This is a genomic window from Amycolatopsis plumensis, from assembly GCF_042652605.1.
Lineage (GTDB): Bacteria > Actinomycetota > Actinomycetes > Mycobacteriales > Pseudonocardiaceae > Amycolatopsis > Amycolatopsis plumensis.
In genome coordinates, this window is record NZ_JBHSJY010000001.1 from 2550975 (window position 1) to 2569701 (window position 18727).

General features: G+C 71.2%; 20 protein-coding genes and 1 tRNA gene. 11 read left to right on the forward strand and 10 right to left on the reverse strand.

Annotated features, from left to right (window positions below):
• Positions 1-6: 6 nt before the first annotated feature.
• The gene (locus ACFPLC_RS12120; RefSeq protein ID WP_378190370.1) at positions 7-204 is read left to right on the forward strand and encodes a hypothetical protein; all 198 of its coding nucleotides are present in this window, start codon (positions 7-9) and stop codon (positions 202-204) included.
• Here the strand turns inward: ACFPLC_RS12120 and ACFPLC_RS12125 are convergent.
• A complete protein-coding gene (locus ACFPLC_RS12125) occupies positions 194-640 on the reverse strand; it encodes a nitroreductase family deazaflavin-dependent oxidoreductase (protein WP_378190372.1) in 447 nt (148 codons plus the stop codon). The genes ACFPLC_RS12120 and ACFPLC_RS12125 overlap by 11 nt on opposite strands.
• A gap of 125 nt (positions 641-765) precedes the next feature.
• Between ACFPLC_RS12125 and ACFPLC_RS12130 the strand changes: the two genes are divergently transcribed.
• Both ACFPLC_RS12130 and ACFPLC_RS12135 read left to right on the forward strand, forming a co-directional pair.
• Positions 766-1437, forward strand: coding sequence for a TetR/AcrR family transcriptional regulator (locus ACFPLC_RS12130; protein ID WP_191315607.1), 672 nt, complete (start codon positions 766-768; stop codon positions 1435-1437).
• A 37-nt stretch (positions 1438-1474) separates the two neighbouring features.
• On the forward strand, positions 1475-2998 hold the full coding sequence (locus ACFPLC_RS12135) for a 3-hydroxyacyl-CoA dehydrogenase (RefSeq protein WP_378190376.1): 1524 nt from the start codon (positions 1475-1477) through the stop codon (positions 2996-2998).
• A 6-nt stretch (positions 2999-3004) separates the two neighbouring features.
• On the opposite strand, the gene ACFPLC_RS12140 is transcribed toward ACFPLC_RS12135, so the two are convergent.
• Positions 3005-3325, reverse strand: a complete 321-nt coding sequence (locus tag ACFPLC_RS12140; protein WP_378235814.1) for a L,D-transpeptidase — start codon at positions 3323-3325, stop codon at positions 3005-3007.
• On the opposite strand from ACFPLC_RS12140, the gene ACFPLC_RS12145 reads away from it, so the two are divergent.
• Entirely contained in the window at positions 3309-3635 is a 327-nt protein-coding gene (locus ACFPLC_RS12145) for a hypothetical protein (RefSeq protein WP_378235815.1), read from the forward strand. The two genes, ACFPLC_RS12140 and ACFPLC_RS12145, sit on opposite strands and share 17 nt — an antisense overlap.
• A gap of 27 nt (positions 3636-3662) precedes the next feature.
• Here the strand turns inward: ACFPLC_RS12145 and ACFPLC_RS12150 are convergent, their stop codons facing one another.
• The gene (locus tag ACFPLC_RS12150) at positions 3663-6644 is read right to left on the reverse strand and encodes a PQQ-dependent sugar dehydrogenase (RefSeq protein ID WP_378190380.1); all 2982 of its coding nucleotides are present in this window, start codon (positions 6642-6644) and stop codon (positions 3663-3665) included.
• A 111-nt stretch (positions 6645-6755) separates the two neighbouring features.
• Positions 6756-7421: a L,D-transpeptidase gene (locus ACFPLC_RS12155; RefSeq protein WP_378190382.1), complete on the reverse strand. Its 666-nt coding sequence runs from the start codon at positions 7419-7421 to the stop codon at positions 6756-6758.
• Positions 7422-7641: 220 nt separating this feature from the next.
• Between ACFPLC_RS12155 and ACFPLC_RS12160 the strand changes: the two genes are divergently transcribed.
• Positions 7642-8139 (forward strand): hypothetical protein, encoded by a 498-nt coding sequence (locus ACFPLC_RS12160; protein ID WP_378190385.1) that lies wholly within the window; start codon positions 7642-7644, stop codon positions 8137-8139.
• Here ACFPLC_RS12160 and ACFPLC_RS12165 read toward each other — a convergent pair.
• Both ACFPLC_RS12165 and ACFPLC_RS12170 read right to left on the reverse strand, forming a co-directional pair.
• Positions 8129-9019, reverse strand: coding sequence for a serine/threonine-protein kinase (locus ACFPLC_RS12165; protein WP_378190387.1), 891 nt, complete (start codon positions 9017-9019; stop codon positions 8129-8131). The genes ACFPLC_RS12160 and ACFPLC_RS12165 overlap by 11 nt on opposite strands.
• Positions 9020-9027: 8 nt before the next feature.
• Positions 9028-10722 carry an HsdM family class I SAM-dependent methyltransferase gene (locus ACFPLC_RS12170; protein WP_378190390.1) on the reverse strand — a complete coding sequence of 565 codons (1695 nt, stop codon included), beginning with the start codon at positions 10720-10722 and terminating at the stop codon, positions 9028-9030.
• Between the two features lie 78 nt (positions 10723-10800).
• Between ACFPLC_RS12170 and ACFPLC_RS12175 the strand changes: the two genes are divergently transcribed.
• The 6 genes from ACFPLC_RS12175 to ACFPLC_RS12200 all read left to right on the forward strand — a co-directional run bounded on the left by ACFPLC_RS12175 (position 10801) and on the right by ACFPLC_RS12200 (position 15870).
• Complete coding sequence (locus ACFPLC_RS12175) at positions 10801-11553, forward strand: PP2C family protein-serine/threonine phosphatase (protein ID WP_378190392.1); 753 nt, start codon at positions 10801-10803, stop codon at positions 11551-11553.
• A 27-nt stretch (positions 11554-11580) separates the two neighbouring features.
• A tRNA-Ser gene (locus tag ACFPLC_RS12180) sits at positions 11581-11665 on the forward strand.
• A gap of 526 nt (positions 11666-12191) precedes the next feature.
• Positions 12192-12452 carry a hypothetical protein gene (locus ACFPLC_RS12185; RefSeq protein ID WP_003056176.1) on the forward strand — a complete coding sequence of 87 codons (261 nt, stop codon included), beginning with the start codon at positions 12192-12194 and terminating at the stop codon, positions 12450-12452.
• A gap of 5 nt (positions 12453-12457) precedes the next feature.
• Positions 12458-12703, forward strand: a complete 246-nt coding sequence (locus tag ACFPLC_RS12190; protein WP_003056173.1) for a hypothetical protein — start codon at positions 12458-12460, stop codon at positions 12701-12703.
• Positions 12704-12739: 36 nt separating this feature from the next.
• Positions 12740-15469, forward strand: coding sequence for an FtsK/SpoIIIE domain-containing protein (locus tag ACFPLC_RS12195; RefSeq protein WP_378190395.1), 2730 nt, complete (start codon positions 12740-12742; stop codon positions 15467-15469).
• Entirely contained in the window at positions 15466-15870 is a 405-nt protein-coding gene (locus ACFPLC_RS12200; protein WP_378190397.1) for a hypothetical protein, read from the forward strand. The genes ACFPLC_RS12195 and ACFPLC_RS12200 overlap by 4 nt, the downstream gene beginning before the upstream one ends.
• Here ACFPLC_RS12200 and ACFPLC_RS12205 read toward each other — a convergent pair.
• The 4 genes from ACFPLC_RS12205 to ACFPLC_RS12220 all read right to left on the reverse strand — a co-directional run bounded on the left by ACFPLC_RS12205 (position 15867) and on the right by ACFPLC_RS12220 (position 18706).
• Positions 15867-16283: a YbaB/EbfC family DNA-binding protein gene (locus tag ACFPLC_RS12205; RefSeq protein WP_378190399.1), complete on the reverse strand. Its 417-nt coding sequence runs from the start codon at positions 16281-16283 to the stop codon at positions 15867-15869. The two genes, ACFPLC_RS12200 and ACFPLC_RS12205, sit on opposite strands and share 4 nt — an antisense overlap.
• 73 nt (positions 16284-16356) lie before the next feature.
• Complete coding sequence (locus ACFPLC_RS12210; RefSeq protein ID WP_378190401.1) at positions 16357-16926, reverse strand: hypothetical protein; 570 nt, start codon at positions 16924-16926, stop codon at positions 16357-16359.
• Positions 16926-18128 (reverse strand): putative T7SS-secreted protein, encoded by a 1203-nt coding sequence (locus ACFPLC_RS12215; RefSeq protein WP_378190403.1) that lies wholly within the window; start codon positions 18126-18128, stop codon positions 16926-16928. Before ACFPLC_RS12215 ends, ACFPLC_RS12210 begins: the two co-directional genes overlap by 1 nt.
• Entirely contained in the window at positions 18125-18706 is a 582-nt protein-coding gene (locus ACFPLC_RS12220) for a hypothetical protein (RefSeq protein WP_378190405.1), read from the reverse strand. The genes ACFPLC_RS12215 and ACFPLC_RS12220 overlap by 4 nt, the downstream gene beginning before the upstream one ends.
• Positions 18707-18727 lie beyond the last annotated feature (21 nt).

An 18727-nucleotide genomic window follows, 5' to 3' on the forward strand; every position in this document is an offset into this window, starting at 1 on the left:
GGACGCATGAGGCGGTGGATCACCCTCGCGGCCGGGGTCGTGCTCGTGCTCGTCGGCGCCGTCTGGGTGCTGCAGGGCATCGGCGTCATCACCGGCAGCTTCATGACCGGCCAGAAGCTGTGGTTCCTCATCGGGCTCGTCGCGTTCCTGGTCGGCGTGGTCTTGGTCGCGGCCAACTTGACGCGGCGGAAACCTACCTCGTGAAGATCTCGAAGATCGGGTAGCCCGGCGCGATCTCGCGCAGCTTCTCGTCCGAGGCCTTGGCGTCGACGCCGTCGAAGAACACGCCGACCTCGAACTTCCAGCGCTTGAGGTAGGCGCGCAGGATGCCCGGCTTGTCGTCGTCGGCCAGCTCGCGGAAGGTGAACGCCTCGACGCGGCGGCCGACGCGGAGCGTGCCCTGGCCTGCCGCACGCAGGTTCCGCACCCACTGCGTCTCGCCGCGCGGGGCGACGAGGTAGCGGACGCCGTCGACGGTCAGGAGGTTGACCGGCACCGAGCGCGGCTCGCCGCTCTTCCGGCCGACGACGGTCAGCACCCGGCTGCCCCAGACGCTCAGGCCCAGGTTGGTCAGCTTCGCGACGGCCTGGTTGAAGACGTTGGTGGACTTCTTCGGCTTGATGTAGCGGGTGGCGGTCACGGTGTCCTCCAAAGTTTGGGAGAGCAGTGCTCTCGGTTAAGAGCAGTGAACACTAGAGCGCCGCACGCTGTCAAGAGCACTGCTCTCTGTTTTGTGCAGCGCTCTCGTCATGGCACACTGATCACATGACCGCCACCCGCACCGCGCGTGAACGCGCCCGCGCCGAACTGACCCAGGAGATCAAGGACGAAGCCCGCCGCCAGCTCGCCGAGGTCGGCGCGCACGGGCTCTCGCTGCGCTCGGTGGCCCGGGAACTGGGCATGGTGTCGTCCGCGATCTACCGGTACTTCCCGAGCCGCGACCGGCTGCTGACCGACCTGATCGTCGACGCCTACAACGCCATCGGCGAGGCGGCCGAGAAGGCGGACCCCGGCACTGGCGACCTGCGCGAACGCTGGCTGGCGATCTGGCAGGGCACCCGCGACTGGGCCCGCGCGCACCCCCACGAGTACGCGCTGATCTACGGCTCGCCGATCCCCGGGTACGCCGCACCGCAGGACACGGTCGTGCCGGCCTCCCGGGTCGCGCTCGCCCTGGTCAAGGTCCTCACGCACACCGAGCTGCGGGACGTCGACGGCGAAGTCCCGCCCGAGCTGCGTGCCCAGGCCGAGACGCTGACGAAAGCCCTCGGGATCATCGCCGGTCCCGAAACCGTGGCCCGGCTGCTCATGGCCTGGACCCAGCTGTTCGGCGCGATCAGCTTCGACCTGTTCGGCCAGTACGTCGGCAGCGTCGATCCGGCCGACGCGTTCTTCGCCCACTCGGCGAGGCGGATGGCGGAGTTCGTGGGGCTCTAGGCTGAGGCGGGAGTCCAACGGCGGAAGGCGGCACGACGTGACGGGGTGGGCCGGGCAGGTCGGCAGGATCCGGGTGATCGGGACCGGGGTGATGGGCCGCGGGATCGTCCAGCTGGCCGCGACGGCGGGGGTGACCGTCGAGCTGGCCGATGTCCGGCGCGAGGCCGTCGCCGACGCGATCGAGTACGTCGGCGGGATGGTGGACAAGCTCGCCGCCAAGGGCAAGCTCGCCGGCGACCCGCAGGCGGTGAAGGACCGGCTGATCGCCGTGGACGCACCCGACGCGCCCGCGGACGGCGTCGACCTCGTGGTCGAAGCCGTCCGGGAGGACCTCGCGACGAAACGCGCCCTGTTCGCGAGCCTCGAACGCGTCTGTCCACAGGAGACGATTTTCGCGACCAACACGAGTTCGCTGTCGGTCACCGAGATCGCCGCCGAGCTGGCCGACCCGGGGCGCCTGCTCGGCCTGCACTTCTTCAACCCCGTTCCGCTGATGCGGCTGGTCGAAGTGGTGCCGGGCGCGCGCACGCACGCCTGGCTGCCGGGCGAAGCGCTCGAGCTGGTCAAGAGCTGGGGCCACGAGCCGGTGCTCGCGAAGGACGCCCCGGGCTTCCTGGTCAACCACACCGGCCGCGGCCTGAACACCGAGGCGCTGCAGATCCTCGCCGAGGCGCTGGCCGAGCCCGCCGACGTCGACCGCATCGCCCGGGACGTCCTCGGCCTGAAGCTCGGCCCGTTCGAACTGCTCGACCTCACCGGCCTCGACGTCTCGCACGCCGTCCTGGAAAGCATCTGGAGCGGCTTCCACGGCGATCCGCGGCTGCGGCCGTCGTGGCTGACCCGCCCGCGCGTCGCGGCCGGCCTGTTCGGGCGCAAGAACGGCGAAGGCTTCTACTCCTACCCCGACGGCAAGCAGCAGGTCGCCGACGAGCCCGCCGCCCCGCCGAAGCCGGCGAGCCCGGTGTTCACCGCGGACGAGCACCTCGCCCGCGCGCTGTCGTCCGCGGGCGTCCAGGTGGTGTCCGACGCCTACCCGGACGCCATCCTGCTCGTGCCGCTCTACGGGGAATCCACAGTGGACGCCGCGACCCGCGCCGGGCTGCCGTTGGACCGCGTGGCCGGCGTCGATCCGCTGGGCGGTTACGAACGCCGCCTGACGATGTCCGTCCACCCGGGACTCGACCCGGCGGCGGGCCGCGCCGCGTGGGGTGCGCTGGCCGCCACCGGCCACCCCGTGACCGTGGTCCGCGACGGGCCCGCGCCGATCGCGCAGCGCCTGCTGGCGTCGATCGTCAACACGGCTTGCTTCATCGCGGGCCAGCACCTGGCCACCCCGGCGGACATCGACACGGCGGTCCGCCTCGGCCTCGGCTACCCCCGCGGCCCGCTGGCCTGGGGCGACCTCGTCGGCGGCGACGTGGTGCTGCGCATCCTGCGCGGCCTCGGCGCGACCACCGGCGATCCCCGCTACCGGCCGAGCCCGTGGCTCACCGAGCGCGTCGCCCTCGGCCTGCCGCTGACGACGGCCGGGACCACCCCGTCCGACCTGCTTGAGTCCTAAGAGGACTTACCGGACGACCTGGACTTCGTCGCCCGTCTCGAGGGTGTTGAAGAACTTCAGCGACGCCGCACTCGAAAGGTGCACGCAACCGGCCGAGTACCTGCTGAGGCTGCCCTCGTGGAACGCGATGCCGCCGGGGGCGAAGAAGACCGAGTTCGGCATCGGGGCACCGTCGAACTCGGTGCTGTGGTGCAGCTTTTCCTTGTACTGCACCTTCCACTTGCCCACCGGGGTCGGGTCGTCCTTCTTGCCGGGCAGCATCTTCACCGGGCCGTACACGATCTTGCCTTCGTCGAGCAGCCAAGCCTGCTTGCCGGAAAGGGACACGCACGCCTTCGCCGTGATCGTGCACGGGACCCCGGCCGCCATCACCGGTTTCGCCTTGGCCGGGGCCGACGTCGGAGTCGGCTGCGGAGCCGAGCTCGGAGCCGGGGCGGAGGTTTCCGGGGTGGACGAGGGCGTGTTCGCCGCCAGCCGGACGTCCGCGGACCCGCCGGCCGAACAGGCGGTCAGCACGGCCGCCGGCGGCCAAAGTGGACAGAGCAGCCAGAACGCGCCGCACGCGCATGTGGTCCCCCAGAAGTTCGTGTTTCCTGCTTTCTGCCACCCAAGACGTGCGGTGGTGGCCCGAGGTTGAGCGGGCGGGAGAAATCTTCGTGGCGGGTCACCAGCGACGATCTCGGGGCCCGGCGTAGGTGTAGGTGATGTAGCCGCCCTCGAAGTCGCTGCGCCACCCGCCGCTCGTCGCGTACTCGTCCGACTTCGGGTAGTGCAGGTAGGAATACTCCCAGCCGAGGGCCGCCCAGCGCTTGCGGATCTCGCCCTTCACCACGTGGGCGCCCGTGGACCACGTGTAGTAGATCGAGCCGCCGGCGGTGAAGTGGTTGTACCGGCCGCGGCCGTCCGGCGTGCCGAGCTCGTCGGTCGCCGGGTAGCCGAGACCGCGCTCGTAGTCGAGCGCCGCCCACTTCTTCCGGATCTCCCCGTAGATGGCGTGCGCACCCGTCCACGGCGTGTAGTAGATCGATCCGACGTTGCCGTTCTTGACGAAGTGGTTGTAGCGAGCCACCCCGTCCGGCGTCCCCAGCTCGTCAGTTGTCGGATATCCGAGACCACGCTCGTAATCCAGCTCCGCCCACTTCTTCCGGATCTCCCCGAAAATCGCGTGCGCACCCGTCCACGGCGTGTAGTAGATCGACCCAATCGTGCCGTCCTTGACGAAGTGGTTGTAGCGAGCCACCCCGTCCGGCGTCCCCAGCTCGTCGGTCGTCGGATACCCGAGACCACGCTCGTAATCCAGCTCCGCCCACTTCTTCCGGATCTCCCCGAAGATCAGGTGCGCGCCCGTCGCCGGCGTGGAGTAGATCGAACCCACCGTGCCGTTGATGAGCGTGTGGTTGTACTGGGCCACTCCGTCCGGGGTCGTCAGCGTGTCGGACAACGGCGGGCCGAGCACGCTGTGCCCGCCGTAGGAGAGGTACTTCTCCAGCACCGGGCCGGTGAGGTACCGCGTGCCGGTTTCGGCGCTCCAGTACATCCGGCCGTTCGCGTACACCCGGTAGTGCACCGGACCGTCGGTGATCTCGGCCGCCGCCGGCGCGCCGAGGGTCGCCCGCACCGCCGCGTCGGCGTCGTAGCGCTGGTCGATCGGGGTCGTGTAGTTCGCCGTCAGCGTCAGGTCGGTCGCGCCGACCGTGATGACCCAGGTCGGGTCCGCGGGGCCGTCCTGCCAGCCGGAGAACTTCGACGCGCCGTCGGTGGCCAGCGGCGCGGCCTCGACGTCGAAGGAAGCGCCTTCGGTGACCATGGCCGAGCTGGCCCCGCCCGCCACCGGGATGCTCAGCGCGGCGGGTTGCGTGCCGCGCAGCGTGATCCGGTGCTGCCGCGGCATCGCTGTGTACGTCTTGGCCGTGGATACACCCGCGCTGTCGGTCACCGTCGCGGTGAATTCCATCCGCGAGTCCGGGTGCCCGGTGAACGCCTGCGAGAAGCTCGCGCCGGTTCCGCCGACGCCCGGGTGCGAGTGGCACGTCGCTTCGCTCGGGCAGTGCCGCACCGCCGTGGTCCAGGTGATCGGCAGGGTTCCGTCCTCGGCGTCGGTCGCGGTGGCGCGCACGGAGACCGTCTGGTTCACGGCGAACGTCGTGGCCGCGGGCGGGGTCAGCGTGAGCACCGGGGTGCGGTTGCCGGGCGCCACCGCGATGGTGGCTTCGCCGGTGAGCCCCAGCGGGTCCCGGACCCGCAGCTTCGCGGTGACCGACGCGGTGACCGCCGCGTAGGTGTGCGACACCTTCGGACCGGCGTCGGCCGCGGTGGCGCCATCGCCGAAGTCCCAGTCGTACCTGAGCACGTCGTTGTCGTAGTCGACCGAAGCCGAGCCGTCGAACGACACCGTGCGGGTGTCCGGGTCCGTCGACGTCGTGGCGTTCGCCACCGGCGCGGTGTTGCCCGCGGTGTAGGCCAGCCGGCGCAGGTTGCCGGACACGATGTCGGCGTAGACGATGTCGCCGTTCGGCGCGGCCGCGAACTTCACCGGACCGCCGACGCCGTCGAAGACCGGCGGGTTTTCCGGGGCCTGCACGAGCTTTCCCTGGTCGTCGTACCGCAGCGTCCAGATCCGGTTCGACACGTAGTCGCCGAAGAAGTACGCGCCGCGGTAGGCCGCCGGATAACTGGATCCACTGTAGACAATGCCGCCGGTGATGCTGTTGCCCGTCATCACCCCGTCGCCGTGCGGGAGCTCGAACAGCGGCGGCTGGTTCGGCACGCCGGCGCACCCCGGGAGGGAGCTGTAGCCCGGCGTCTGGTGGTTGCCCTCCCAGCACGGCCAGCCCTGGTTGGCCCCGCGCTGGACGACGTCGAGCTCTTCCCAGCTGCCCCAGCCGACGTCGCCGCCGACCGGCAGGCCGAGACTCGGGTCGAGGCTGAAGCGGAACGGGTTCCGGAACCCGCGCGCGAACACCTTGCTCGCGGTCGCGTCCGGGGCGGCCGCGTCGTAGTACGGGTTTCCCGGCACACCCTGGCCGTCGGCGGTCAGGTGGAGGAGCTTGCCGTACGGCTGGCCGACGTCCTGGGCGCGCAGCGCGCCCGGGTCGACCTGCCGGTAGTCGCTGTCGTCGCCGACGGACAGCCACAGCGTCCCGTCCGCGGCGGCGAGGACGGTGTCGATGCCGTGGACGTCGAAGGTGCCCGGCGCCTCGAACACCGGCCGCTCACCGGTCAGGCCGGCCGGCGCGCCCGCCGCGTCCACGGTCACGGTGAACCGCGACAGCCGCATGACGAAGCCGCCGGCGGTGTTGATCGACCGCGTGAGGTAGACGGTCCGCGAGGTCGCGTAGTCCGGCGCCACGGCCAGGCCGACGAGCCCGAGGTCCCCGTCGGCGCGGACCGGCAGCGTGGCGATGGTCCGGCCGGCGCCGGTGGCCGGCAGCCAGCGGACACGGCCGTCCTTGCCGGTGGCGAGGACGGAGGTGTCGGGCAGGTACGCGAAGTCCGTGAGCTGGTACGGCCCCAGCCCGGAGTCGGTGTCCCGGAGCACGAACCCGGGCGGGAGCGTCGCCGCGGCCGCCACTGCGGGGGCGATCACGGGCAGCAACGTCCCGGTCAGGACGGTCGTCAGCAGCAGGCGAAGCTTCCGAAAGGCCATCTGGCCCCCCTTCCCATGCGACTGTTGTCGCAAGAGCAGGGGGGCCGGTTGCAGCAATCGGGAAAAGTTGATCTTAATGTGACCTACCCCACGTGACCGTGGGTAGCGTCCTTACGGGACGACCTGCACGACGTCGCCGACGTGCAGCGTGTTGAAGAACTTCAGGGACGCGCCCGCCGACAGGTGGATGCAACCGTGCGAGTACACCGAGAGGCTGCCCGTGTGGAAGGCGTCGCCCGGGTAGAAGAAGACCGAGTTCGGCATCTCCGCGTTGTCGAACTCCTTCGACAGGTGCATCTTCTCCTTGGAGAGGACGTGGAACGCGCCGGTCGGGGTCTCGTAGCCCTTGCGGCCCGGCAGCATCGGCACCGGACCGTAGACGACCTTGCCGCCCTCCAGCAGCCACGCCTTGTGCGCGGAGATGTCGACGCAGGCGGCCGTGCCAGCCGACGCGGCCGCCGCGGCGCACGGGACGCCCGGGTCCGGCGCGGGCTTCGGGGTCGGCTTCGGCGTCGGCTTGGGCTTCGGCTTGGCCGAGGTGCTGGTCGGCGTCGGTTTCGTGGACGACGGGGTCGGCGTGGCCGACGGCGTCGGCACGGTCACGGTGCTGGTCGGCGCCGGGGTGGTGCTGGAGGTCGTCGGCGTCCCGCCGCCGGTCCCCGCCGCGGCGACGGCCCCGCCGCCCGCGTTCGCACCACCGGCCGAGCCCCCGCCGGAGCACGCGGCCAGCACGAACGCGGTGGCCAGCGCGGCCGCTCCCGCCAGAAGCCTCTTCACGATCCGTTACCCCCAGCTGTTTCGATCATCGCGTTTGGACACCGGTAAAGACGGCGTTCACCCGGTCGAGGTTCGTCGGCGAAGGTCACGATTTGGGCAGGCGCCGCTCAACCCGGGGGTGGAGGCCGGAATCCACCCGGATCCGGCCCGCAGACCGACGAATCCGCGCCGCCGGCCGCCGAAGCTGAGGAGACCTTCGAAAACCCAGGGGAGCTCCGAAATGCCCGAAGTCCTGCTCTACGCCGCCATCGCCGGTCTCGTCCTCTACCGGGTCGTCTACCAGCAGGTCCGCGGCACGCTGCTGAGCCTCCGGACGCTGGTCGTCATGCCGCTGCTGCTCACGGTGCTGGGCGGGTACCTGGCGCTGAAAGCGCTGCCCGGCGCGTCCGCGGCGGAACTGGGCGTGCTCGCCGCCGACCTGCTGGTGCTCGCCGGGCTCGGTGTGCTGCGCAGCACCACGACCACGCTCACCGAGCGCGACGGGACGACGTTCCAGAAGGGTTCGGCGATCACGATCGGGTTGTGGGTGCTGACGGTCGCGGTGCGGATCGGGGTGGCCGCGCTGGGTACCGCCCTCGGCGTCGACGGTTCGCTGACCTCGGCGTCGATCGCGCTGACCCTCGGCGTGAGCATCGCGGTGCAGAACGCGACGACCTACCGGCGCATCCGGCGCCGCGGCCTGCCGCTCGCCGACCGGCGCCCGGCGGTCAGCCGCTGACCCGGCCCAGCATCCGCGCGTACATCCGGCCCGGGCTGGGCACCGACGGCGGCACCAGGAACCCCGGCAGCGGCGGCAGCCCGCCGACGAACGCGCCCAGCCGCTCGTACAGCGCGGCGGCGCCCGCCGGGCGGGCCTCCGGGTCCTTGGCCAGCACCTCGGCGAGCAGGCGGTTCAGCGGTTTCGGCAGGCCCGGGACCGGCGGCGGCAGCTCCTTGACCTGCCGCTCGAACACCGCGTACGCGGTCGGCCCGTCGAAGAGCCGCCGCCCGGTGAGCATCTCGTGCAGCACGCAGCCCAGCGCGTAGAGGTCACTGCGCGGTTCGGCGCCGCCCCGCTGGATCTGCTCCGGCGCCATGTACGACGGCGTCCCGAGCAGCTGCCCGGCCCGGGTGAACTGCGCCGCGTCGGCTTCGCGGAGCACGGCCAGCCCGAAGTCCATCACCTTCACGCCGCCGTCGGGCCCGAGCATCAGGTTGGACGGCTTGAGGTCGCGGTGGCAGACGGCGAGCGCGTGAGCGGCGGTCAGGACCGCGCACGCCTGCGCCGCGATCGCCGCGGCCCACGACACCGGCAGCGGCCCGTGCTCGGCGAGCAGGTCGGCCACCGTCACGCCCTCGACGAACTGCATGACCTGGAACAACCGGTCGTCGTGGGTGCCGTAGTCGTACAGCGTCGGGACGCCGGGGTGGTCGAGCGTCGCCAGGATGCGGGCCTCGCGGGCGAAGCGGGCTTCGAGTTCTTCGTCGCGGCCCGGCAGCCTGAGCAGCTTGATCGCGACGCGGCGGCCCAGCCTGCGGTCGTACCCGCCGTGCACCGCGCCCATCCCGCCGCGGCCGAGCGGCAGCTCGTCGAGCTCGTAGCGGTCGGCGATCAGCATCCGTTCCCCTATTGGCCCGGCTTGAGCCGTCCTTCGACAAGTCCCGCGAAGCCTAGCCGGACCAGGTCGCGGCCCGTTTCGGCCGCCTGGCGCAGCGCGGTGTCGAACTCGGCGAGCTCCCTGAAGATCCCGCCGTACTCCCGCTGAACGGCGATCGGCAGCCGCGGGATCCGCACGCGCCTGCCGTCGATCCGGGTGGACGCCGACGCCGTCGGCAGGTCGGCCGCGCGCAGGCAGCCGGCGAGGAAGTCCGCGTCCAGCCGCTCCGCGTCGACGCGGTACACGGTGAGCCCGGCCCCCACCGGCCGCGGTGGTCCACTGTGGACGTACGCGATCCCGGTCACCGACGCGACGACGTCACCCGCCTCGGCCGGCGGGTGCTCGGCGTCCGCGCGCACCGGCGCGTACCTGACCTCGACGACCCCGGCCTTGACCAGCTCGCCGATCGTCGTGAACACCGGTTCGGCGGCCGCCGGTTCGAGCGGCGGCAGCCGCGGGGCCAGCTCGGCGAACCGGGCGCGCACGGCCTGGAAGGCCTGCCCCGGATCCTCGTCCCGAGTGCGGCGGCGGGCCGGCGTCAGGTCGACGTCGTCGTCGAGCAGATCGATGATCCGGACGCCGGATTCCGGGTGGGCGTGGAACTCCCGCCACATTTCTTCCACTGTGGACAGTTCGTCGCCCGCTTCGGCGAGCAGCACGGTGGACGGCGCGCGCTCGCCGGGAGCCGGCCGCCGCAGCAGCCACAGGTCGGGCCCGGCCGGCGTCAGCGTGACGACCGCGCGGACCGCGCCCGCGCGCAGCAGGTTGCCGCGGATGCGCTTGCCGCTGCGCCGCCCGGCCGCCGCGCCCGGCATCAGGATCGCCACCGTGCCACCGGGTTCGACGTGCGCGAGGCAGTGCTGCACCCAGGCCAGCTCGGGTTCGCCGCGCGGGGGCAGGCCGTACTCCCAGCGTTCGTCGCCGACCAGTTCGTCGTGGCCCCACGCGCGTTCGTTGAACGGCGGGTCGCACAACACCGCTTCGGCGGTGCGGCCCGTGAAGGCGTCTTCACGCAGCGCGTCAACCGCGTGGACCTCGGCCTCGATGCCACGCAGTTTCAGGCGCAGGGCCGCGATCGACGCCGTCATCGGGTCACTGTCCTGCGCCAGCACGGTTTTCGCGCCGCTCGCCAGCGCGAGCGCGCCGAACCCGCACGCGGGGTCGAGGATCGTCGACACCGGACCGGCGAGCCGGGCCATCAGCTCGGCGACCGGCTCCGGCGTGGCCGACAACCGACGTGAATGCGCCTCGAAGTACCGGCGGCACAACAGCTCGAACGCCTCGACCGGCCCCGACCGGTGCGTCATTTCGCTGAGCAGGGTCAGCAGCTCCGGGTCGTCGAGTTCGCTGTCGAAGGTGTCGAAGACGCCCGCCTGGAAGGCGAAGAAGCCGCCCGCGCGGCTGACGCGCTCGGCGAGGTCGAGGTCGTCACCGAGGGCGCGCAGGCGCTGCCACGCGCGTTCGCCGGCGCTCAGCTCGAACTTCTTGCCGCGGGCGCGGAACCAGCCGGCGACGGCGGAGAGGCCGAACAGCGGGCTCGACGCCGTGCCGCCGATCGGCTGCGGGAAGTCCGGGTAGCGGCGGCGCCAGTTGCTGACCGCGGCCCGGCCGACCCCGGCGAGCCGCGCGATGTCGGCCGCGCTGACCGTGGCGTCGTCGTCCATGGCGAGGACTCTATCGGAGGATGCTCCATTCAGCCGCCATGCTTGTGAACTCAGTCAACCAATGCTTTCATGGGAGGCATGACACACGATCGGTACGTCCTGCGGTACGCCGCCGGCTCGGACGTCGGACGGCGACGCCGGGTCAACGAGGACGCGGTCTACGCGAGTTCCCGCCTGCTCGCCGTCGCCGACGGCATCGGCGGCCAGCCGCACGGAGAGGTCGCCAGCGCAACGGCGGTCGACGTGCTGCGCGAGCTCGAAGTCGACCTCCGACGGCTCGACCTGACGAACGTGGACCTGGTCGCGACCCTGGCCGGCGTGGTCAAGTCGATCGACCAGCGGCTGCACGAAGTGGCGTCGCAGGAGCCGACGACCGAAGGCATGGGCACCACGCTGACGGCCCTGCTGTTCGACGGTGCCGAGTTCGCGGCCGCCCACATCGGCGACAGCCGCGGCTACCTCCTGCGCGATGGCGGCCTGCGCCGGCTGACCCGCGACCACACGCTCGTGCAGGCGCTGGTCGAGGACGGCCGCGTCGCCGCCGAGGACGCCGAGTCCCACCCGCGCCGATCGCTGCTGATGAAGGCGTTGCAGACGGCGGGTTCCGGCGACCCGGACATCTGGACGTTCAAGGCCGAGCCCGGCGACCGCTACCTGCTCTGTTCGGACGGCTTGAGCGGCCCGGTCCCCGAACCCACCCTGCGCGACGTCCTGGCGGCGGGCGCGGAGCCGGCCGAGGTCATCCCGGAGCTGATCCGCCTGGCCAACGAAGGCGGCGGCCCGGACAACATCACGTGCGTGGTCGCCGACGTAACCCACCTTCACGAGTGACGGAGGCCATCCGGTATCGTCTCCTGCGGAGGATTGGCCGAGCGGCCTAAGGCGCACGCTTGGAAAGCGTGTTGGGTTCACGCCCTCGCAGGTTCGAATCCTGTATCCTCCGCCGGTTGATCAGACGAACGCCGGGCCGTCCTCACGGGCGCCCGGCGTTTCGTCTTTCTCGCCCCTGTCACTCGAGTCCCGGCCGCACCGTGCGCCACCCACCGTCGGTATGTCCCGGACACAGTTGTGCGGCACTTTCAGCCCAGCCGAACGTGAAATGCCTTCGGTGCTGCGGAATTCTCTGCCTGTACGAGGAGTTACGAACAGGGCTGACCGAAGGCGCTTACTCCGGTCGCGCTAGTCTCACCAGCACCTCGCCCGCCCCTGTCGAGAAAGGCCAGCAGTGGCACGAAAACCGCTCTGACCTGGGGTAGCGCTGGCCGGCGACTTCAGTGTGCGGTACTGGCGCCGGGACAATCCCCGCACAGACCGTGATCGGCCCGGCCCCGGACGTGACACGTCCGGGGCCTTGCTGATTCCGGGCCCGCGATCACTCGGCAAAGTCTGATGATCACGCTGAGTCGCTGGATCTGTTTCAATGGAATCCGTCCCCGTACGACACCACAGATTCGAGGAGTAGAGGCCCGATGGCCGGAGTCGAAGAGATCCGCGCTGGCATCGCGCTCGCCAACGAGAAGGCGTCCGCGAGCATCGCCGCCCTGCAACAGGCAGCGCAGTCTCTCGAAGAAGCCCAGCAGTCGCTCGCACAGGCGACCCAAGGGAGCAGCCAGCACGAAGTGAGCCAGGCGCACGGACTCCTGGCGGAGGCCCTGCAAGGCATCAACGGCTTGCAGAGCACCGTCCAAGCAAGCATTTCCTCCGCCGACTCCTACTCGGCGCGTCTGTAAGCCGGATGACGCTCGCCGAACTCCACCAGCTGCTCACCGCTGCCGTGACCGGGCTCGCCGACGCGCGCGCCCACTCCGAACGGGCCACAAGCCTGCTCGGGGAAGCCCGGCAAGCTCTCGTGGACGCCCAGGCCAAGGCCGATCCTTGGCTTCCTTCCCAGTACGCACAGGCCGGCGAGGGGCTGGACCAGCTCCTCGTCCGCCTGCACGCCGCCGAGGATCTGGTGAGCGGATACCGGTCGCGCCTGTAATCCTTTTCAGGGGACACCATTTTCTTGGGGACGCCGATGGCCAACAAGTCAGCCGAGCAACGCAACCGCGTCGAGACCGCGCTCGACCGGGTCCGCCACCAGATCGGGCTGGTGCTGGGCGCGGCGGCCGGGGCGCGCCAAGCCGCGGAAGCCGACCTCGCCAAGCTCCGGCTGGAGCAGGACATCGTCAAGGTCGGCATGAACCACGCCACGGCCGAGCAGCAGAACGAGTGGTCCCGCCACCCCGCCGCGCACGAAGTGTTCGGCGCGCTCGGCAGCGTGCGAAGCGCTTTCTACACCGATTGGAGTCAAGGTCCCGCGACCCTGCGGGAACTGGTCGCCCAGAACGCACCCGGCGCGGCCGGGCTGCCGCCGGGCGACTGGCTCGGCACGGTCGGCCACAACCCCGGCCTGACCTCGCCCGGGCTGTGGCGCGTCGGCTCGGCCACCGCCGCCGGTGGCGACGCGACCCGCACGTTCGACGTCGCCGTCCCATTGCTCGACGAGTCGCACCTGGCGATCACCTCGGCGCCGAAAACGCGGCCCGCGATCGACGGCATCGTGCAGAACCTGCTGGTCCGCGTGCTCTCGACGTTCGAGCCCGGCGCGGTGCGCGTCCACCTGTGGGACATCGGGCAGCTGACCGCGATCCTGCCCGACCTCTACCCGCTCAGCCAGACCAGCGCGCTTTCGCTCTACGACCCGGGACGGCTCGAGGACCTCCTCGACGAGCTGGCCGGGCACATCCGCCGCATCCACGCCAGCTGCATGTCCGCCGGGTACACGTCGCTGCGGGAGATGCGGGCCAAGACCGGTCAACGCGGCGAGCCGTACCGCATCGTCGTGCTCTACGGCAACGGCGAGACCCTCGAGCCCGAACGCGCCCGCGACCTCAAGCGCGTCGCGAGCGGCGCCCTGGCCGCCGGCATCTGCCTGATCATGGTCGACGTGCCGACCGCGGTGAGCGCGCCCGTCGAGACGCTGAGCCTGCTCGACGACCGGCACGCGATCAGCAGCATGACCGGCACCGACCTGGTCGTCGACCTCGACGCCGCGATGCCGTCCGCGCAGGTGATCCGGGCCGTCGACACGATCTCCAAGGCGCTGATCGCCAAGCAGGGCGGCCCGCGCTCGTTCGACGACCTGCTGCCCGCCGAGCTGGGCCAGGAGAGCTCGGCGCGCGAACTGCGGGCCCCCGTCGGGTTCTTCGAGGGCGAACCGGTCGAGGTCGTGATCGGCGACGCGAGCCCGCACGCCCTGATCGGCGGTCCGTCCGGCTCGGGCAAGACGAACTTCCTGTACGCGCTGCTGGGCAGCCTCGCGGCCCGGTACACCCCGGAAGAGCTGGCGCTGTACCTGCTGGACTTCAAGGAAGGCGTCTCGTTCGCCGGCCTGGCGCCGGGCCGGAAGGACGCCAGCTGGCTGCCGCACGCGCGGCTGGTCGGCGTCAACGTCAACACCGACCGCGAGTTCGGCCTGGCGCTGCTGCGGTTCCTGGCCGACGAGCTGCGCCGCCGGTCCGCGGCCGCGAAGGAGCACGAGGTCACCAACCTCGCCGACCTGCGCGAAGCCGACCCGGGCGGGCACTGGCCGCGGATCGTCGCGGTGATCGACGAGTTCCAGTACCTGTTCGCGGGTCGCGACCAGGTGACGGCGACGGCGACGCAGCTGCTGGAGGACATCGCGCGGCGCGGTCGTTCGCAGGGCATCCACCTGGTGCTGGCCAGCCAGGACGTCGCCGGCATCGAGGCGTTCTGGGGTAAGCCGGCCGTGTTCGAGCAGTGCACGCTGCGGATCGCGATGCCGAAGGCGCGGCGCGTGCTGGCCGAGACGAACAACGCGGCGGTGTCGGCGCCGAAGTGGCACGCGGTGATCAACCACGACTCCGGTGTCGCGCACGGCAACCAGCTGGCCCACATCCCGGACGCGAGCAGCAAGAACGTGTTCGTGCGGCTGCAGCACCGGCTGTGGGAGGAGTACGCGGGCCGCTTCCCGCGGCCGCGCCTGTTCGACGGCGCGCACCAGCCGGTCCTGGAGCAGTTCCCGGCCTACCTGGACCTCAAGCCGAACTCGAAGCCGCGCGCCCTCCTCGGCCAGTCGATCGACGTCACCGAGACGGCGTGCGGCGTCGACCTGCCACGCGCGCCCGGCCGCAACGTCGCGGTGCTCGGCTCGGCGACCGCCGAGGCACTGTCCATCATGGACTCGTCGGCGCGGTCGCTGTCCCGGCAGTACGAACCGGGCGAAGTCGAGTTCGTGCTGAGCTGCCCGATCGACGCGTGCGCCCCGGCCGCGCTGGAGCTGACCGAACGGCTGCGCCAGGACAACCACGCGGCGTCGCTGGTGGACGACCTGACCGGCGTCCTGGAGTCGATGACCGGTTCGCTGTCGGGCGGCGCCAAGGTGCTGCTGCTCTACGGCGTCGACGCGGCTTTGCCCGCGCTGGAGGCCAAAGCGGTCGGCCAGCTGAAGAGCGGGCTCGACCACCTGCGGGTGCTCCTGAAGCAAGGACCGGGGCACGGCATCCACACGATCGGCTGGTGGCGCAGCATCGCCCGGCTCAAGGACACGCTGGGCTTCGGCGGCACCGACGACATCGGCACGTGGGCGGCGCTCGACGTCCAGGGCAACGAGCTGTCGCCGTTCGCGGCGGGCCAGGTCGTGCACTGGTCGCCGCGGCCGGGCCGCGCGTTGTTCTTCGACCGCACCACCCACGGCGCACCCGAAGTGATCATCCCGTTCCAGCGTCCGGAGAACGACCGATGACCGACGACGCCACCGCCGCCATGCGGTACAAGGAAATCATCGCCCTCTCCCGCGGCTCGGCGGAGAACCTGCGCGAGTGGGAACTGGCGCGAGCCGAGGCGCTGGAGGCCGAGATCGAGGCGGCGACGTCGGCGATCGAGGTGGCCACCGAGCGCGAAGCGAGGGCGGCCGAGCGGGCCACGCGCTGGTGGAAAATGGCGCTGCACAACATCCAGGGCCTGCCGTGGCTCACCCCGGGCGACGATCCGCGCCCGGTGCCCACCGCCCGCGCGGCCTACCTGGAGCGGTACCTCGAGGAGGTCAAGCCGAGTTACCAGGAGCTGGTCCAGGCGGTGCTGGCGCTGGGGTGGCGAGCCAAGCGCGCGGCCGCGAAGCGAGGCGAGCAGCCCCCGCCGGCTTAGATGTCGAACACGGTGTCGTAGGGGTCATCGTCCTCCGCCGGGGTCGGTCGGCGCTGCGGGGTTGCTTGGCGCGGTGGGGTTGCCTGGTGCGGTGGGGTTGCCTGGTGCGGTGGGGTTGCCTGGTGCGGTGGGGTTGCCGTCCCGTTGCCGGCGGCGACGGCTTCGCGGATGGCCGCGGTGATGGTCCGGCTCAACGTGACGGCGTCGAACCGCATGGCTTCGGGCGCAAGCCGGACCTCGCTGACGACCCCACCGGGCCCGGCCAGCACGGTGACGGACCGATCCGGCGAGACGACGGTCGTGTGGTCGCTACCGGCGATATTGGCCAGGAGGCGCTGGTTCTCGGCCTTGCGGTCTTCGATCTGCCGGAGCTGCCAGCGCATTTCCTCGATGAGCTGTGCGTTGTCGGTCATGCGCTCCTCCCGGTTCGAGTGGCGTGCAGACGAACCGTCGGACCAGCGATGACCACGACCGCCATCGTGCTGATCACGACGTTTCTCCGCTCCGGAGGCTCCAGGCCACCTTCGCCGTCGCCTCGGCCACGGCGGGCCAGGCGTCCTCGGACTCCGCGATGACCGAGAGGATCACCACGGACCGGCCGTCCGGCAGGGGGATCTGGTACTCCGCCTTGATCTGGGTGCGGACGTCCCGCTCGGGCAGGTGGAATTCGCCACCGCTGATCGCCACGATCGCCGGGCCGATGGGGAGCCGGACCGGCTGTACCACCGCGCGCTTGTGCCGGCCGCGGTAGTCCTCGGCCATCGCCGCCACCACGGCGTCGCGGTTGCCGGGTGCCTCCGCGGGCCAGTGGGCCACGCCGAGGGTCAGGGTGGCGACATCACCCTTTCGAGGTCCGACCGCGAACTTGCCGAACACCCGGATGCCATTGGCCTGCATGGTCGGGACCAGCGCCATCAGATAGCTGCCGAACTGCTCGGGACTCGCCCCGGACGCGACGTTTTCGGCGACCATCCAGGCGTGCCCGCGGTTGAGCCTGTCGTCGTTGCCCACCGGCATGCCCGCGAACCCGGGCGGCAGGTCGATTTCCAGAGGCATCAGTTCCACACCTCGTCTTCCGCCCGGCGGCGCCGGCGGTCCGGCGCGTTGTCGGCCTGCATCCCGGCGTCGGCCGCATTGCCCACTGCGACCGCGGCCCACGGACCAGGACCCGCGACGAGCGTCCCGGCGACGGCCGCCACCTGGCCCATGTCCTTCGGCACCCAGTAGGTCTTGAAGTCGTCCAACGGGCTTTCGAAGTTCTTCCCGGCGACGGCCTCGGCACCCAGTTGGGTGGCCAGCGCACCGTAGGTCGCGACCTTGATCACGGTGTCGGGCATCATCGGGTTGATCCCGGCGAGCGAAGTCGCCGCACCCGCCGCGTCGAAGATCAAGGTCTCGGGCGCCACATCCGCGCCGGCCGCCTTGGCCACCGTGTGACCGCCGAGTGCGGCCAAGCCGAACGTGGTCGCGACGAGGCTCGTGACCTCTCCGGCCGGGGAGGGGAGCACGTCACTCAGGACACCGAGGCCGTTGCCGATGTCGCCGATCACGTCCGAAAGCTTCGAGATCAGCTCCGCGTGGTCCTGGACGAAGTTCCACGCCTCGTCGACACCGTCGGCGAGGGTGTTCGACAAGTCGACAAGTGCCCCGCCGACCGCGTCGCTCAGCTTGTCGAGGAGGTCCGGCTCGTCCGGGGCCAGCTCCTTCGCCTTCTGCAGCTGTTCGGCGACCCTGGCCGCGGCCTCCGTGTGCTCCTGCTGGAGCTGCTTCGCCGCGTCTTGGACGTTCTGGCAGCCGTCGATGGCCGCCTGGAGCTGCTGACCCGCGTTGTCCAGGAGACGCTGGGCGAGCTGCAGGGACTGCTGGTCCGGGAACGTCCGGTTGGCCAGCGCCAGATCCGGGTTCGCGCGCGCCTGCTCGGCCGCTCGGGCCGCCGCTTCCGCTCGGGCCTCGAGGTCGGCCGCGCGTTTCTGCAGGTCACCGAGGTTCTGGGCCCAGCCTTCGAGCGCGTCGGCGGCTCGGGTCATCGATTTGGCCGCGTCGTCGAGGTACTCCGGTAGCGGGCCGACGCGCCGGGCGAAGGCTTCGCTCGCCTCGCCCTGCCAGATGCCCTGCTTGCGGACGATCCGGCGGAGCGCATCGTCGGCTTCGGTCAGGTTGCCGCCCACCGCGCGGTACTTGCCGGCCAGGTCGGTGATGCCGTCGAGGTCGCCGGGCGCCGGGTCGAAACCCAGGGCCGGGAAGTCGCGGGCGCTCACCGGTCGAGGCCGTTCAAGAGGTCGGTGATGCCGCCGGTCGCGCCGCCGCCCACCGGACCTTCGCCCGGATCAGGCTTCGAAGCGAGCTTGCCGATACCCGGCGCCCCACTGGTATAACCACCGCCCACCGGTCCCTCGCCCAGGTCAGAGCCAGGGTCGGTCTTCGCAGCGAGGCCGCCGATCCCGGGCACCCCTCCGGTGTATCCACCGCCCACCGGGCCGCCGTCCGGCTGCCCGATCCGCGGGTGGCTTCCCTTCACCCCACCCGTGGACTCCCCACTAGCGGGCCCCACCTTCCCCAGCTCCCCGCCGAACTCGGCCTCGATCTGCTCGTACTTCTGCTTCGCCACCTTCAGCCGCTCCGTCACCTCCGAAGCCGCTTCGCCCAGCTGGCCGATTCCGAACCGCCAGGCCTCCTCGAACTCGACCCCGGCCCGGCCCAGCTCCGGCGCGCCCAGCGAGCCGAACGCCCCACCGCCGCCGAGCTTCTTGTTGGCCTCGGTCATCCGGTCCGCCGCCGTGCCGAGGTCGTCGATGAGCTTGCCCAGCTCGTCGACCTTCACCGCGTAGCCGTCCACGCCACCCTCCCCTTGTGGTCC